Genomic DNA, 16835 nt, shown 5'->3' with positions numbered 1-16835 from the left:
ATTTCATGAAGAACACATTACTCTGGAGTACTCTATTTGCTTTGCTTGGTACTCAAGTACATGCCGATGTTACTCAGCCAACTACGCCATCGCCTCAAACTCCAGGTGCTGTACAACAGACCCCTCCTACACCAACGCCTCCAGGTCAAAATATACCATCAATAAATCCAGCACAGGCACCCGCAGCCCCAATCAATTGTGAGTATAAAATTCCCGCAGAAACCAAAACGATTGATCAATCATTAGTTTTGAAATGGGCTGGGAAAGCAGTGAGCCAAGCTTTTGACTTTGATCCTAATAATTTGGAAACTCAACTACAAAAATTGCAACCTTGTTTTACCGAACAAGGATGGACTGGATTTAATACTGCTTTGCAAAAATCAGGCAATCTCGAAGCCATTAAATCTCAAAAGCTAACAGTAAGCAGTCAAGTAGACGGACCAGTTATCTTAACGGAAGCAAAAGACAATCAATGGAAAATTAATTTGCCTTTGCAAGTTGTTTATCAGAATGAAAAAGAAAAGGTAACACAATTACTTAGCGTGGATGTAACTATAGGTCGTAAAATGACTGGAGACTTGGGAATTACCCAGATGATTGCTGCTCCAAGAGGAACAGTAACTCAAAAACTACCGCCTGATTTTAACCCCAATCCTGCTACGGTGATGAATCCAAACATTGAAAATCCTCCAACGCCAACGAGTTCTCCGGCACCGGCAACAACGACTGCTCCAAATCAAGCAACACCATCAACTCCAATAACAACGACACAACCAACTACTGCAAATCCTTCGGCCACTCCAACACAAACCCCTCCTGGACAACCGACTCTGCCTGAAAATCGTTCCACACAACCATCATTACCCCCCAATACTCCTTAATTAGGAGTATTGTCCTTCTTGTGTTGAGAATTTGAGATACTGTCTTTAAAGCAAGCTAAGTGTTTAAAGACCGTATCTTTGAGGCATTCACAACCACGTCATCCTGAGGAGTTTACGACGAATGATCTCCTGATTTTACCCATATCCATCTTCTGGAGATCCCTTACTGTGCGAGGGAGGACGAATAGTGGTTCAAGATGACGTACTTGCTGCGATTGAAGTTCGATTGAAGCAAACGCGAACCGGGGAAATACGGTTCCATTCATAGCCGTTCACTTAATGGCATCATTTAAAACGTGAAGTATGGAGATCATGAAGCGGATCAGATTCCTGGGTTAAGGCTTACTGCCTTAACCCAGGCTACGATGACTAGTTTCCTTAATTTGTTCCCTTAAGCGGGTACAGCAGCAGGTTTATTGACACCTACTTCATTAGGATATTCTAATACAATTACTTTTGTACCTATTTTGAAAAAGTTTTCACTTAACCACTTTGCAGCACTTGGGAAAATACGTACACAGCCATGGCTCGATGGATGTTCAGGAACATCATAGGCTGCGTGAACGGTATATCCTTGATAAAAGTAGGTACAATAAGGCATTTTAGCGCCGCCATTCTTATCGACAGGATATTCTCCAGATTTACAATCGAGTCCCCGGCGATTATAAACTTTAAACGTTCCAGTAACAGTTCTGCACGACTGATTGGAATTTTCTTCGCATACATCAATACCTGCTGATCCACCGCCAGTCAATAATCGATTACCATCCTCATCGTAAGCAGCCCATGCAGAAACTTTCGGATCAAAAATAAAACGTCTCTCACCAGTTGCTTGAATCTTCTGCGGATAATAATCACGACCTCGTTTATCTTTTGTATAATGAACTGTTCGATGCACATAACCAGCATCATCAGTAATTAAAGTAGATGGATCATTCTCAACGCAGGATGTTAAGCCCCCAATACACAGTAACAAACCTGCCCAAAACAACTTATTCATTTAAATTTTATCTCCACTTAATTAAAACTTTCTTGAAGTTCTTATTCTTTTCCCTATACCCCATTCCCTGCGAATAGCTAAAAAAAATACTGCAGAGTCTAGAAATTAACTAACATATCCTCTAGACCTGCAGTTAGAAATAAGGAGTGATGTTTACTCCTTACCCCCATTTGACAGTTCGTATTCATACGTTCGATTAAAACTTAAGATTCTAATTTTCTGTATTTAATGCGTGAAGGTCTATCGGCTGCATCACCCAAACGGCGTCTTCTATCAGCTTCATAATCACTGTAATTTCCTTCAATAAAAGTAATTTGTGAATCACCTTCAAAAGCCATCAAATGGGTACAGATTCTATCTAAAAACCATCTATCATGCGAAATCACGATAACACAACCAGGGAAATTGAGAATCGCCCCTTCCAACGCACGTAACGTTTCCACATCCAAATCGTTACTTGGTTCGTCAAGTAGCAATACGTTGCCACCACTTTTCAATAATTTTGCTAAATGAACACGGTTACGCTCACCTCCAGAAAGTTGAGCCATTTTCTTTTGTTGGTCTGTTCCTTTAAAGTTGAAACGCCCTACATAAGCACGTGAAGGCATTTGAAAACTACCTACTTGCATTATGTCATGGCCATCAGAAATCTCTTGCCATACTGTTTTATTGGGATCTAATTCATCACGCATTTGGTCTACATAAGCCAATTGTACCGTTTCCCCAATACGAATCGTTCCATTATCTGGTTCTTCCTGGCCCGTAATCATTTTCAAAAATGTAGACTTACCTGCTCCGTTAGGACCAATAATTCCTAAAATACCGCCTTTAGGAAGTTTAAAATCCAAATTGTCGATCAGGATTCGGTCACCAAATGATTTGCTGATTTTTTCACCTTCGAGCACGAGATCACCCAAACGCTCCCCAGGCGGAATGTATATTTCGTTGGTCTCATTACGTTTTTGGAATTCCTTCGAATTCATTTCTTCAAATCGAGCAAGGCGAGCCTTATTTTTAGCATGACGTCCTTTAGGCGAGGTGCGTACCCACTCTAACTCCGCTTTCATTGCGCGCATATGGGCATCTTCTTGCTTTTGTTCCATCTCTAGGCGCTCTTCTTTCTGCTCAAGCCAAGCAGAGTAATTGCCTTTATAAGGTATCCCTTCACCCCGATCCAATTCTAATATCCACTCTGCAGCGTTATCCAAGAAATAGCGATCGTGCGTAATTGCAACAACAGTACCAGGGAAACTTTCCAGGTAATGTTCTAACCAAGCTACTGATTCTGCATCCAAATGGTTGGTTGGCTCATCAAGCAACAACATATCAGGGTTAGAAAGCAATAAACGACATAAAGCAACTCGGCGACGTTCGCCTCCTGATAATTTACCCACTACAGCATTCCAATCAGGTAATCGCAATGCATCAGCCGCAACATCTAATTTTCTATCCAAATCCCAACCGCCACCGACTTCAATATCATTTTGCAACTCACCCTGTTCAGCAAGCAGTGTATTCATTTCATCGTCGCTCATTGGCTCTGCAAAACGCATACTAATTTCGTCAAAGCGTGTAAGTTTTTCTTTCATTTCCTTAACGCCTTCTTCGACAACTTCTCGTACCGTTTTATTCGGATCCAATTGAGGTTCTTGTTCAAGATAACCGATTTTAATTCCGGGTTGAGGTCTTGCCTCGCCTTCAAATTGAGTATCAACACCCGCCATAATGCGTAATAAAGTTGACTTACCAGAACCATTCAATCCTAAAACACCGATTTTAGCGCCAGGAAAAAAACTCAATGAAATATCTTTTAAAATAAATCGTTGGTTTTCAACAATTTTGCTGACACGATTCATGGTAAAAATATATTGTGACATAACTACTCCGTCTTCTTTAAACTGTCTTTATAGCCTGGGTGAGGCAATTAAAATTCATCGTTTCCTACCAATCAAGAATTACTTTGCCTGATTGACCTGATGCCATAATTTGAAATGCATGCTGGAAATCATTCACTGGGAAACGATGCGTTATAACCGGTGAAATATCCAATCCACTTTGTAACATAGCAATCATTTTATACCAAGTTTCAAACATTTCACGTCCGTAAATACCTTTAATTACTAATCCTTTAAAAATAACTTGATTCCAATCAATAGCTGTTTCCTGAGGAGGAATACCTAACATGGCGACATGTCCACCATGGTTCATTGCTTTCATCATATCATTAAGTGCCATAGGGTTACCTGACATTTCCAAACCTACGTCAAACCCCTCTAGCATTCCCAACTCTGCAGTGACATCAGACAGCTTTTCATATTTAACATTTACTGCACGAGTTACACCCATTTTGCGGGCTAAATCCAAACGGTAATCATTCACATCTGTAATCACTACATGACGAGCACCTATATGTCTTACTATAGCGGCAGCCATAACCCCAATGGGACCAGCACCAGTAATCAATACATCTTCTCCAACTACATCAAAAGCTAAGGCACAATGAGTTGCATTACCAAAAGGATCCAGGATTGAAGCCTGTTCGTCAGTAATATTATCGGGAAGGACAATCACATTAGTGGCAGGGATAGCGAGATATTCCGCAAAACATCCAGGACGATTGACACCAACGCCTAAAGTATTACGGCAAAGATGACGTTTACCTGCACGGCAATTTCGGCAGAAACCGCAGGTTATGTGCCCTTCGCCAGAAACTCGTTGTCCGACATGCAGTCCTTGTACTTCCTGCCCTACTGCCACAATTTCACCAGAAAACTCATGGCCTACAGTCATTGGTACGGGGATAGTCGCTTGAGCCCATTCATCCCAGGAATAAATATGGATATCAGTACCACAAATCGCTGTTTTTTTAATCTTTATTAATACATCGTTGACGCCATATTCTGGCATAGCAACATCTTCCATCCATATTCCAGGTTCCTTTTTCGCCTTGACTAATGATTTCATAAAAGTACCTCAAAATAAGCTTTTCTATAAAATTAGAGAAAAGCGCTTTACTTAAATTACAGAAAATTCCTTACCAACGGTTTCAAAAGCTTCGATTGCCTTGTCCAAATGATGCAACTCATGTGCTGCTGACATTTGGGTACGAATTCGAGCCAACCCTTTAGGTACTACAGGATAAGAAAAACCAACCACATAGATACCTAAGTCCAACAGACGATTTGCCATACGTCCTGCCAAGCTCGCATCACCCAACATAACGGGGATAATTGGATGCTCTCCGGGGATTAACTTAAATCCTAATTTAGTCATGCCTTCACGGAAATAACGGCTGTTTCGTTTTAATTTCTCAGCCCAGTGATTATTGGCCATCAAATTATCTAAAACAACACAAGAAGTATGGGCAATAACAGGAGCCAAAGTATTTGAGAATAAATAAGGTCTAGATCGTTGGCGTAACCACTCAACTACAGTTTTATTTGATGAAGTATAACCGCCAGAAGCACCGCCTAAGGCTTTACCCAAAGTACCAGTAACAATATCAATCCGATCACTCACACCGAAATGCTCAGGGGTTCCACGCCCTGTTTCCCCCATAAAACCCACTGCATGTGAATCATCAACCATAACCATGGCATCATACTTATCTGCTAATTCACAAATTGCTGGAAGATTTGCTAAAATCCCATCCATAGAAAAAACACCATCTGTAGCAATCAAGCGAAATCGTGCACCTTTGGCGGCAATCAATTGTTCTTCTAATGCCTTCATGTCGTTATTCGCATATCGATACCGTGCAGCCTTACACAAACGGACCCCATCAATGATACTGGCGTGATTTAATGCATCACTAATAATCGCATCTTCTTCACCTAATAAGGTTTCAAAAAGACCGGTATTCGCATCAAAACATGAAGAATATAATATGGTATCTTCTTTACTTAAAAACTGACTGATTTTCTGTTCAAGCTGTTTGTGAGGGGTTTGGGTACCACAAATAAAACGCACAGAAGCCATACCATAGCCGTACTGAGCCAGTGCTTTTTGTCCTTCAGTAATAAGTTGAGGATCATTGGCCAAACCTAAATAATTATTAGCACAAAGATTGATTACTTCTTTATGATTCACAGTGACAGCAGCTTGTTGCTGGCTGGAAATAACACGCTCTCCCTTATATAAGCCTTCGCTCTTAAGTGTCGCTATTTCAGTTTGCAAATAATCAGTAAATTGCTCAAGCACTGCATTCTCCCATACGTTAGATTATCTTTTATTCCCAGTCATTCATCTCTTGAATGATGTATCGGTCATTATAAATCGGTTAAAAAAACCATTAAAAATTGCAGATCATAACAAACTTTAGACAGAGTAACCACGAAATTTGGGATTCAAACATTATTTCTTAGCACATGCGCTATTTTTTTGCTAAGATTATGCCACAGTTTTGAAAGTGTATTGACAATTCACTGCTGCCATCTCGTTTCACAGCATATTTGCGGAATTTTAAAATCATTAAAAGTAGATCACCGCGAATAAATCGCGAAACGTTATATGGCAAATGAATAGTCAATCTTAACCTAAAACAATCAACCCGGTAGAGCAAATGAGTTATCAAAGCGCACGCATTAACATGGTCAAACAACAACTTCGAACTGGCGATGTTTTAAACGAATCCATACTTAATTTGTATGATATAGTACTCAGACACGAATTCGTTCCCGAACAATTTATCCATTTTGCTTATTCAGATATGCAAATCCCTCTGAATCATGATCAACGCATGCTTACGCCTTTAGAAGAAGGACAAATCCTCCAGGCTCTAGAGTTGCAAGGCCATGAAACAGTTTTGGAAGTAGGAACTGGCAGTGGATTTTTCACCGCTTTGCTCAGTAAGCTATGTAAAAAAGTAATCAGCATAGACTATTATGCCGATTTCACGACCAATGCGGCACGTCTATTAAAGAAACACCACTGCAATAATGTAGAATTGATTACTGGTGATGCCAGCCAAGGTTGGTTAGAAAGTGCCCCTTACGATGTTGTTGTATTCACTGGCGCCAAAGAACAAATAAATGAGACTCAAAAATTACAGATACTTCCAGGCGGGAAATTATTTGTTATTGAAGGAACATCCCCTGTAATGCAAGGTCGATTGTATGAATTAGATCATAGTGAACATTGGCATGAAGCACTGCTTTTTGAAACAAATATTCCTTTGTTGATCGATAAATCTATGCAGAAAGAATTTGTATTTTAGGATTTAGTTTAAATGAAAAAATTGTTGATTTGCTATCTCATGACTTTGTGTCTGTTGTCGCCAACATTTGCTGCAACAGATTTAATGGATATCTATCATCAAGCTCTTGAAAATGATCCTATATTCAAAAATGCCTATGAAACCTATATGGCTAACAAAGAAGCTCTTCCTCAAGCTTGGTCTGCATTGCTTCCCCAAGGGGGGCTTACGGCACAAACATCGCGAAACTTTCTACATGTAAATGATGGCTTTTTTAGTGTCCAAGACGACTATTACAAATCCCGGACGTGGCAAGTTTCCGCATCTCAGGCTGTTTTCAATTATCAGGCCTGGGCAAAAGTAAAACAAGCAAGGGCCTCCGTTAGAGCGGCTCAAGCCACGTTTAACAATGCAGCTCAAGATTTGATTCTTAGAACAGCCAAGGCTTATTTTGATATATTGTTTGCCCAAGATACCTTAAATTTCGCTGAGGCAAAAAAACGTGCAAACATGCGCCAATATGAGCAAGCCAAACAGCGCTTTGAGGTAGGTCTTGATCCAATTACCTCTGTTTATGAAGCAAAAGCAGCTTATGATCAGTCAATTGCTACAGTTATTGCCTCACGGAACAACCAAATCAACCAAAAAGAAAATTTAAGAAAATTAACCAATCATGTTTACGAACTCATAGCACCCTTGCGCGATGGAAAAATTCCTCTCATTAAGCCAGAACCAAATGATGTAGATGAATGGATCGATACGGGTCTTAAACAGAACTATAAATTGTTGTCTGCCAAATGCAGTCTTGAAGTAGCACGTCAAAATATGAAAGCGCTATCTGCAGGAAACTGGCCTACTGTTGCGATCCAAGGCAGCTCCACAGAAACAACAAATGAAGTCAACACCTCAAGCCCTTTCTTGCCGGCAAATCAAAAGCAATCCAGTGTAGGTTTGGCGCTGAACTTTCCTGCCTTCCAGGGTGGACTAGTACTTTCCCAAACGCGGCAAGCAAAGCATAATTTTCGGGCTACCAGCGAACAAGTCGAGCAAACTTATCGAGATGTAGTGGTAAACAGCCGGATTGCTTTTAACACCATTACCGATGGAATTAGTAAAGTAAAGGCAGACAGGCAAACTGTTATTTCCCAACAAAATTCATTGGAAAGTACTGAGGCTCAATTTGAAGTAGGTACTCGCACCATGGTAGATGTGGTCAATGCCCAACAGCGTCTTTTCGAAGCACAAAACCAACTTGCTAATGACCAATACAGTTTAATTAATGCCGTTTTAACTCTAAAATATTTTGCCGGAACATTAAATGTAAATGATCTTGAGCTGATTAATTCATGGTTAGAAACAACTCGTATTAACGGATTAGTTTCTGCTGGAAGCACGACCACTACCACTAAATAACAATTTTTATTCAGGTTTTTAATAATGTCCAATCCCTCTCAAGTTGAAAAAAAACTACTCCATTACACAGGTAAAGCAATTGCAGATTTTAATATGATCCAGCGTGGCGATCGGGTGATGGTCTGTTTATCTGGCGGAAAAGATTCTTTTACGCTTTTAACGATTTTGGATCAATTACGCCGGCGTTCTGGTAATAAATTTGAACTCTTTTCTTTTACTCTGGATCAGGCCCAGCCGGGGTGGAATGATGCAGCATTAAGGCAATGGCTTGCTGATCGCTCCATTCCACATGAAATCCTAACTCGAGATACGTACAGTATCGTTAAAGAAAAAATTCCTGAAGGTAAAACGTATTGTTCATTATGCTCTCGCTTACGTCGTGGGATTATCTATCGTTATGCCGAAGAGCATGGCTTCAATAAAATTGCTCTTGGTCATCATCGAGATGATCTGGTTCGTACTTTAATGATGTCCATACTCTATAATGGTGATATCCGCTCAATGCCTCCCAAATTACTGAGTGATAATAAAAAGCATATAGTCATTCGCCCATTATGTTATGTTCAAGAAAAAGACATTATCAACTTTGCCCAGGAGCAATCTTACCCTATCATTCCATGTACACTTTGTGGTTCTCAGGAAAATTTAATGCGCAAAAAGATAACCCATTTAATTAATCAACTTGCAGAAGAAAATCCCAAAGTTCCGAGTAATATCCTGCATGCGCTACAAAGCATCAAGCCAAGCCAGCTTATGGATCAAAATATGTGGAATTTTAGAAATCTTGAGAATGAATTAATCACCAATCAAAAAACAAATACCGACGAACTCTTTAGCGCAGAAGAATTCGATCCAGTTGAAGTCTAAATTAATCCAAAACCTGGGTGAGGATACAGCCCCTCTCCCAGGTTATTAGCAAAACTTTCTTTCTTTGCTTCATGCTTCACTCCCTCTCCCGCTATTCTCGTTAGTTCCGTATCCAAATCACATTAATAGACATACACAATGTTCTAATACAGATCAATAAGATGGTATCAAACACAAATTCTTAACTAAAACGTAACATTTTAATAACATTTTTGTTACAATGATGTTTTAATAGATAGCACTTTAGTCTAAAATTAGAATAATTTTGCTTAACCCTTTCTTTATTTTGCTAATAGAGGATCTAACCCCATGTTTACAAATACAACGGTTGACTCACGTATATTTCGAATTTATATGAAGCGTTACTTCAAATTTGATTTTGTAGCAGCCATAGTCGTATTTCTCGTCGCCATTCCATTATGTCTAGGTATTGCCTTAGCTTCAGGTGCACCTCTTTTCTCTGGGATTTTGAGTGGAGTTATTGGCGGAATTGTTGTTGGTTGCTTAAGTGGCTCCCACGTTAGTGTCAGCGGACCTGCAGCGGGAATGGCCGCGGTGGTGGTTGCTGCCATTGCTCAACTTGGGGATTTCAATACCTTTTTAGTTGCCCTGTTTCTTGCCGGTATACTTCAAGTGGTTATAGGGAGCTTACGCGCTGGATTTGTCGCTGACTATGTCCCATCTAATGTGGTGCAAGGCTTACTTTGCGCTATCGGTATTCTATTAATAATCAAACAACTACCCCTTGCATTTACTCTTTCTGCAGATTTCAATGAACTCAAAATGCATTTGTTAGAAACTGCGGAAGAGATTACCTTAAGTCCTATTCTTGCCTTGTATCAACATATCAATACTGGGGCAATGCTGATTACGATTCTTTCGCTCAGTACGTTAATTTATTTTGATATGACCAAAAATAAAATATTAAAAGAAATACCTGCGCCAATACTCGTAGTTATTTTGGGAGTGTTACTTAATGAGTTGTTTCAATGGACCGACTCAAGCATGATCCAAAATTCACCACAATTAGTTAACATTCCTCAAACAGATAATTTTCGTGAGCTATTTAATAAATTGGAATACCCCCATTGGGCTGCTTTAACAAATCCCAAAGTCTATCTTTATGCTTTTATTATTGGCATTGTGGCTTCGCTTGAAACCTTATTGAACCTTAAGGCAGGAGAAAAACTGGATAAAAAACGTCGTCATGCTTCCTCAAACCGAGAATTAGTTGCTCAAGGAGTTGGAAACATGACCGCAGGTTTAATTGGTGGAATTCCCGTTACTTCTGTAATCGTGAGAACATCCATTAATATTCAAGCGGGTTCGAAAAGCAAAATATCAGCCATTTTGCATGGTGTTTTTATTTTCTTTGCGGTGATGTTAATCCCAGGAACTTTAAATAAAATCCCCTTATCTTCTTTAGCAGCCATTTTGATCTATACAGGGTATAAGCTAAATAAGCCTTCGATTTACCGCTCTATTTATGCTCAAGGAAGTGACCGATTTATTCCATTTATTGCTACAGTGATCAGCATCATTGTATTTAACCTCTTGACGGGTATTTTAATCGGATTATCCGTAAGTTTATTCTATATATTAAAATCAAATAGTCAGGCACGGATTAATATTCTTAAAGAAATTCATCCGACCGGAGAAATTAACCGTTTAATGCTTCCGCAACAAATGACGTTCCTTAATAAAGCCGCTTTGGTCGCGGAGCTTGACTCCATACCTAGAGAATCACAATTAATTATTGATGCCCGTTATTCTCAGTACATTGATAAGGAAATTACGGAGCTTTTAAAAGAATTTAAAGAAGAGCAAGCTCCCAATAAAAAAATTGCATTGAATCTGATTGGTTTCAAAGAAAATTATAAGATTCATAATTATATTGATTTTATAAATGTAACCACTTATGACGTACAATCGCACCTATCTCCAGCACAGGTATTAAATATTTTATATGAAGGAAACCAACGCTTCCTCAATGACACCCCGATCCACCGTTCAAACCAATTGGACATTAAACTCACTGCGAAAGGGCAACATCCTATAGCCATTGTTCTTGGTTGTATTGATTCTCGAGTTCCTGTAGAAACCATTTTTGATATGAGCTTTGGTGATGTTTTTTGTGTACGCGTTGCTGGAAACGTCGTAAACAATGATGTTCTGGCCAGCATTGAATATGCGTGTCATGTGGTTGGTGTTAAACTGATTATTGTTCTTGGCCATACTCGTTGTGGAGCCATTCAATCTGCGTGTGACGGAGTTGAAAAAGGCCATATCACCGAGTTACTCAATAAAATAAAGCCAGCGATCAATGCTGAAAACGAAACCGAAACAAATCGTCACAGTAAAAATAAAACCTTCGTAGATAATGTTACCGAGTTAAACATAGCTCACACCATGCAAGAAATTTATGATCGCAGCTCTATCTTGCATGACATGATCGAACAAAATGATATAGCCATAGTTGGTGCGATTTATAATGTTCAAACAGGTAAAGTTCATTATAAAAATTATGAGTATGAACTAAGCCAACTTGGTGGAAAAAATTACGAACACTTGGCTTCTAAATTAAATACATTATTAGAAGAATCTAAGATCCACGTATAACTTTATCTTTAGCGAAGTAGACCCCAGGACACTTTGATTTAATAACCTTGGGGACTACCTCGTTGGCCCCAATATCACACATCCATTCCTCTGTTTTTGAATAGAAACTTCTGTATAATGCTTTGCAATTCAGAACAATACTATTTTCAGGAGCAGAAATGCGTGCGTCTCAATGGTTTTTAGCCACTCTCAAAGAAACTCCAAACGATGCAGAGATTGTTTCTCATCAATTAATGCTGAGGACTGGAATGATTCGTAAGCTAGGTTCAGGTCTTTATACCTGGATGCCTTTGGGTTTAAAAGTATTACGCAAAATAGAACAGATAGTCCGAGAAGAGATGAATCGAATCAACTCCATGGAGCTGCTCATGCCCGCAGTACAACCTGCGGAGCTGTGGCAAGAAACTGGACGTTGGGATACCTTTGGCGGGCAGCTTCTTACTATGAAAGATTCTAATGGTAGAGAGTATTGTTATGGCCCTACTCATGAAGAAGTTATCACGGATATTATGCGTAATGAATTGCAATCCTATAAGCAATTACCTGCAAGTTTTTATCAGATCCAGACAAAGTTCCGCGACGAAATCAGACCCCGTTTTGGTGTGATGCGTGCACGAGAATTTATTATGAAAGATGCATATTCATTCCATTTAAATTTAGAAAGTCTTCAAATGACCTATAAAGATATGTATCAGGCTTATTGTCGCATCTTTGATCGCATGGGGCTTAAATATCGTGCAGTCGAAGCAGATACAGGTGCTATCGGAGGTTCTGCATCTCATGAGTTTCAAGTGCTGGCTGACTCTGGTGAAGATTTAATTTTCTATAGTGATAAAGGGGATTATGCCGCAAATATTGAGCAAGCAACCAGTTTAAAACCAGAAAAAGCAACTCCTACCACTCAAAAAATGATCCTGGTTGATACTCCAAACCAAAAAACTATAGCTGAAGTATCAAAATTCTTCGGTGTAGCAAGCAATCAAACCATCAAGACCTTGATTGTAAAAGGAAAAGAACATCCTATGGTTGCTTTAGTTTTAAAAGGTGATGATGAACTCAATGAAGTCAAAGCAATAAAAAATCCCTTGGTACATTCTCCCTTACAATTTATAGATGAAGAATCGGTCTTAAAGAACTTGAAGACACCTATTGGTTCACTTGGACCAGTCAATTTACCGATTCCTGTAATCGTAGATCATCATGCGTTAGCGATGGATTCTTTTATTTGTGGTGCCAATCAAGCAGACAAACATTATCAACATGCTGCTTGGGATAAAGATGTGAGCGACTACCAAGTTTATGACTTACGTAATGTAAAAGAAGGCGATATCAGTCCAGATGGGAAAGGAGTATTACGCTCTTGTCGTGGCATTGAGGTTGGCCATGTCTTTCAGCTGGGCGACAAATATGCTAAAGCCATGAATGCAGCGGTCATTAATGAACAAGGTCAATTAGAGACTATGTTAATGGGATGTTATGGCTTAGGTATCACTCGCGTAGTTGCAGCCGCAATCGAACAACATCATGATGAAAAAGGGATTCTGTGGCCTCAAAATATTGCACCATTCCAAGTGGTCATTATTCCATTAAACGGACATCGCTCCCAAGTAGTCCAAGAACAAGCAGATGCGTTATATGAACGTTTAAAAGAGTTAGGCATCGATGTATTAATTGACGATCGCAATGAAAGAGCTGGTGTCTTGTTTGCAGATCACGATCTGATCGGGATTCCTCATCGCATCATAGTAAGTGAACGAAATATGGAACAAAACTGTGTTGAATATAAAAATCGAGCGAATGGAGAGACGCAACAATTAAGCTTGGATATAGCAATTGAGACAATCTCTCAACTGGCTTCAAAAAAATAGTTCAAACCTGTAGCCTGGGTTCAAACCCAGGTTCCCCTACGTTTCATCCCGACGACACCTTCAGAGAATAGTATCTTCATCTCCAGGATTGCCTTCAGTATTCAAATAAGCCAATACCTCATTGCTTTTTAATGCCTTTATTCCGATTGCAGTGATTTGATTAAACCCCACATCTAAAGTATACAGCGTTGCAGTTTCAGCTAAGGCTAATGCCCCTTCATCTCCAATATAATTATGACTTAAACTTAAATTTTGCAGTGGTGTCGCTTTTGCTAAGCTTTTTGCCCCTTCATCCCCGATAAGATTATTATCCGCATATAAGTTATTCAGCGAACTCATTGTTGCTAAAGCTGCAATACCCTCATCACTAATTAAATTATTGTCGATATTAAGTAAAGTAAGATGACTCAACGCAGATAAAGACTGAGCCCCTTCGCTACCTATGCTACAACCAGCAATTGAAAGCCATTCAAGTGTACTGGCCTGAGCTAGAAATACTGCTCCCTCATTTTGTAAAGGATTGTTATTAAGAATGAGATAAAGTAAGTTGGGTTTTCTTGCTATAATCTCGACCCCCAATTTATCAATATTATTGTTTTCCAAATCAATAAAGTTGAGGGATTGATTTCTATCAAGAGAGGCTATACCTTCATTCCCCAAGTGGTTATTGCCTAGATATAAGCTTTTCAATGTTTGATTCTCAAACAATGCTTTCGCACCTTCAGCACCAATTTGACTTCTTTTTAGAGAAAGATGAATGAGTGATTTATTTTTTGCTAATGATTTGGCGCCCGAAGAGCCTATAGGATTACCATCAAGTGAGAGAAAAATCAAAGTAGTATTATTTGCTAGTGCTTCAGCCCCATAGGAACCAATATGATTATCGCCCAAGAGCAGGTAAATCAAGGAGGTATTATTTGCTAATGCCTCAGCACCTAGTGAACCAATACGGTTCCCTGATAGGAAAAGATATCGAATATGAGTATTAGTAGAGAGTAATTCTGCCCCTTGGTAACCAATCTGATTGTCCGAGATGCTTAAACGTGTGATTTCTGGATGCTCATTGAGATAGGCTAAAATTTGAGGAATATCACGATCATGTAGATGACACTGATCCAGAAATAAACCACCATCGCTAACACGTAGTTCTATATTTTCAACACATTCATTAGATTGGAAATCAGAATTTTTTATTTTATCTTTCGCAAATAGTGGTGAAATCATTACACTCAATACAAGCGCAAGACTTAAAGCTACTTTTCTCATTATGAAACCTAATCCTTTTGTTAAATCTGCTATCCTAAGAGGAACATGGAGTTGTATCACGAAGATAAATAAAAACCAATAACTCAACTTATGAGATTCCTTAAATGCGAGACACAACACCTCCTGGTGCAGCGATTCCATACGAGTGAGATTCTTCACTGGTGACCCGAAAATTATCAAAATCTCGGATAAAATTTGCTATATGATATGCTAACGAAAAATTAGCATGTTCTCCAAAGATATCATGATAAACCTCTTCAGGAGTTTCATCTAATTCAGCGCCACATGCTTTTAGCAGAACATCCGCGTATTTTTTATTTATCTCCCCCCATTTATCCAATATGGCATTGGCCTGAGCAAGCTTATCTTCATTTGTAAAAATACTTAATTTATTGAAATGATATAAATTACCCATTAGATAAAGGACAAAAACCCGTGTTTCCATATATTGCATAGGGATGGCATTCAATACCGAAGGAATAAGAAGTTTAAGCGCTAGAAATTTACTATCGTCTAAATTTCGAATTACGAACAATAAATTCCAGCTGTTGTACAAATGAATCCATTCTTTAGATACATAAAATTGACTGACTCGTTTAGGGAGTCGATTAACGATTAAGTCCGGTAATACGCTATATGTTTCATCCTCTGTAATTGAACTATTTGCAGGCAAAACTAAATCTCTAAAAGAATAACTATGAGATGGTCGAAGGCATTCTAACAGACGAATAAGCGTAGCTCCTGCAAGAGCATTATCAGCCGGTTTTCCATCCTCCTTACTTTTTTCTTCCCAAGTTGCCTCTAAGACATTCAAGCTCACGTTTTTAACTGAATCATCATGCATTTCGCCTAATGGAGGGGGACAAATGTTGGCATTCCACAGTGCTAATCCATGTTGATTAATAAATTCTTTTGATTTTTTAACAATTTCTTCCTGGCTAAGTTCCTCATTTCCCAATGCACGAATAAATGCACCCTCAGTAATCACCGGGTCAACAGAAACTAATTTTAAGCTTTTAAAAATAGAAAAATTATTTTTATTCGAACTAAAAAAGAAATTATTGATAGGATTTCCGGGATAAAAAGTATTCCTTTGTTTTTTAGTAAAACTATATATATCTTCATTAAATGTGAAGCTGTTTACCATAGTCACTGCAAATGCTTCAAATAAACATAATAAATTCAGCTGAATTTGCAGCTGTTCTGACATTTCTTTTAACTCTTGGTCTGTAATTAACTTTTCACGCTCTATAAAAGCAAGTAATTCGCATATGGGTGGATTGTTTAGCAAACCTTCTGTCACAGACTCAATAAGTTGTTTCAAATCAATAGATTCTTCAGTGAGTTTATCCAAGAATTTTTTGAACCCTTGATCACGAATTTTAAGTGAATTTAACCTAAAATCTTTTAGGACTTTTTGGATAATGGATGGATCTGATTGTTTCTTTAAATTTTTAATAACACGCTCTAAAAACTGTTTTGCTAAGAGTTTTGACATAAAAAAATCTATATATTTTTAAAGGAGATAGTATATGTTTATTAATTTAATTGAGGCAAATTTTATATCCCATCCCCCAAGCATTTTACCACCATATCTCATCGTGGAGTTTACAATGAAGGATCTCCTGATTTTTTGTTCAAACACCTTTTGGAGATCCCTCACTACCTTTTCAATTCGCCTTAAGTTTTAATTGACTTATTACACTACCTACGTGCCTCGGCTTATC

The 16835-nt window shown here is 38.7% G+C and carries 12 protein-coding genes; 6 read left to right on the top strand and 6 right to left on the bottom strand.

All coding sequences use genetic code 11. The features are described from left to right. Positions 1-5: 5 nt before the first annotated feature. Positions 6-881 carry a DotI/IcmL family type IV secretion protein gene (locus ACWTEW_RS04450; RefSeq protein WP_454780559.1) on the top strand — a complete coding sequence of 292 codons (876 nt, stop codon included), beginning with the start codon at positions 6-8 and terminating at the stop codon, positions 879-881. A 391-nt stretch (positions 882-1272) separates the two neighbouring features. Here ACWTEW_RS04450 and ACWTEW_RS04445 read toward each other — a convergent pair whose 3' ends face one another. The 4 genes from ACWTEW_RS04445 to ACWTEW_RS04430 form a co-directional block, all read right to left on the bottom strand. Continuing rightward, positions 1273-1881 (bottom strand): L,D-transpeptidase, encoded by a 609-nt coding sequence (locus tag ACWTEW_RS04445; RefSeq protein ID WP_454780558.1) that lies wholly within the window; start codon positions 1879-1881, stop codon positions 1273-1275. Positions 1882-2084: 203 nt separating this feature from the next. Then, a complete protein-coding gene (gene ettA, locus ACWTEW_RS04440; protein ID WP_454780557.1) occupies positions 2085-3758 on the bottom strand; it encodes an energy-dependent translational throttle protein EttA in 1674 nt (557 codons plus the stop codon). 64 nt (positions 3759-3822) lie between these two features. Further along, positions 3823-4845, bottom strand: a complete 1023-nt coding sequence (gene tdh / locus ACWTEW_RS04435; protein ID WP_454780556.1) for an L-threonine 3-dehydrogenase — start codon at positions 4843-4845, stop codon at positions 3823-3825. 51 nt (positions 4846-4896) lie between these two features. Further along, entirely contained in the window at positions 4897-6081 is a 1185-nt protein-coding gene (locus ACWTEW_RS04430) for a glycine C-acetyltransferase (protein WP_454780555.1), read from the bottom strand. Between the two features lie 361 nt (positions 6082-6442). Between ACWTEW_RS04430 and ACWTEW_RS04425 the strand changes: the two genes are divergently transcribed. The 5 genes from ACWTEW_RS04425 (at position 6443) to ACWTEW_RS04405 (ending at position 13842) form a co-directional block, all read left to right on the top strand. Beyond that, positions 6443-7096 (top strand): protein-L-isoaspartate O-methyltransferase family protein, encoded by a 654-nt coding sequence (locus ACWTEW_RS04425; RefSeq protein ID WP_454780554.1) that lies wholly within the window; start codon positions 6443-6445, stop codon positions 7094-7096. 12 nt (positions 7097-7108) lie between these two features. Further along, positions 7109-8488, top strand: coding sequence for a TolC family outer membrane protein (locus tag ACWTEW_RS04420; protein ID WP_454780553.1), 1380 nt, complete (start codon positions 7109-7111; stop codon positions 8486-8488). A 24-nt stretch (positions 8489-8512) separates the two neighbouring features. Next, the gene (gene ttcA, locus ACWTEW_RS04415; protein WP_454780552.1) at positions 8513-9355 is read left to right on the top strand and encodes a tRNA 2-thiocytidine(32) synthetase TtcA; all 843 of its coding nucleotides are present in this window, start codon (positions 8513-8515) and stop codon (positions 9353-9355) included. A gap of 309 nt (positions 9356-9664) precedes the next feature. Next, complete coding sequence (locus tag ACWTEW_RS04410; RefSeq protein ID WP_454780551.1) at positions 9665-11974, top strand: bifunctional SulP family inorganic anion transporter/carbonic anhydrase; 2310 nt, start codon at positions 9665-9667, stop codon at positions 11972-11974. A gap of 158 nt (positions 11975-12132) precedes the next feature. Next, positions 12133-13842: a proline--tRNA ligase gene (locus ACWTEW_RS04405; RefSeq protein ID WP_454780550.1), complete on the top strand. Its 1710-nt coding sequence runs from the start codon at positions 12133-12135 to the stop codon at positions 13840-13842. 60 nt (positions 13843-13902) lie between these two features. On the opposite strand, the gene ACWTEW_RS04400 is transcribed toward ACWTEW_RS04405, so the two are convergent. Together ACWTEW_RS04400 and ACWTEW_RS04395 are read right to left on the bottom strand one after the other, a co-directional pair. Continuing rightward, the gene (locus ACWTEW_RS04400) at positions 13903-15108 is read right to left on the bottom strand and encodes a leucine-rich repeat domain-containing protein (RefSeq protein ID WP_454780549.1); all 1206 of its coding nucleotides are present in this window, start codon (positions 15106-15108) and stop codon (positions 13903-13905) included. Between the two features lie 100 nt (positions 15109-15208). Continuing rightward, entirely contained in the window at positions 15209-16606 is a 1398-nt protein-coding gene (locus ACWTEW_RS04395) for a hypothetical protein (protein ID WP_454780548.1), read from the bottom strand. Positions 16607-16835: the final 229 nt, after the last annotated feature.

This window comes from Legionella stuttgartensis (genome assembly GCF_977063405.2).
Note: the sequence above shows the minus strand (reverse complement) of the source record. Positions and strands in the feature narration are given on the sequence as shown.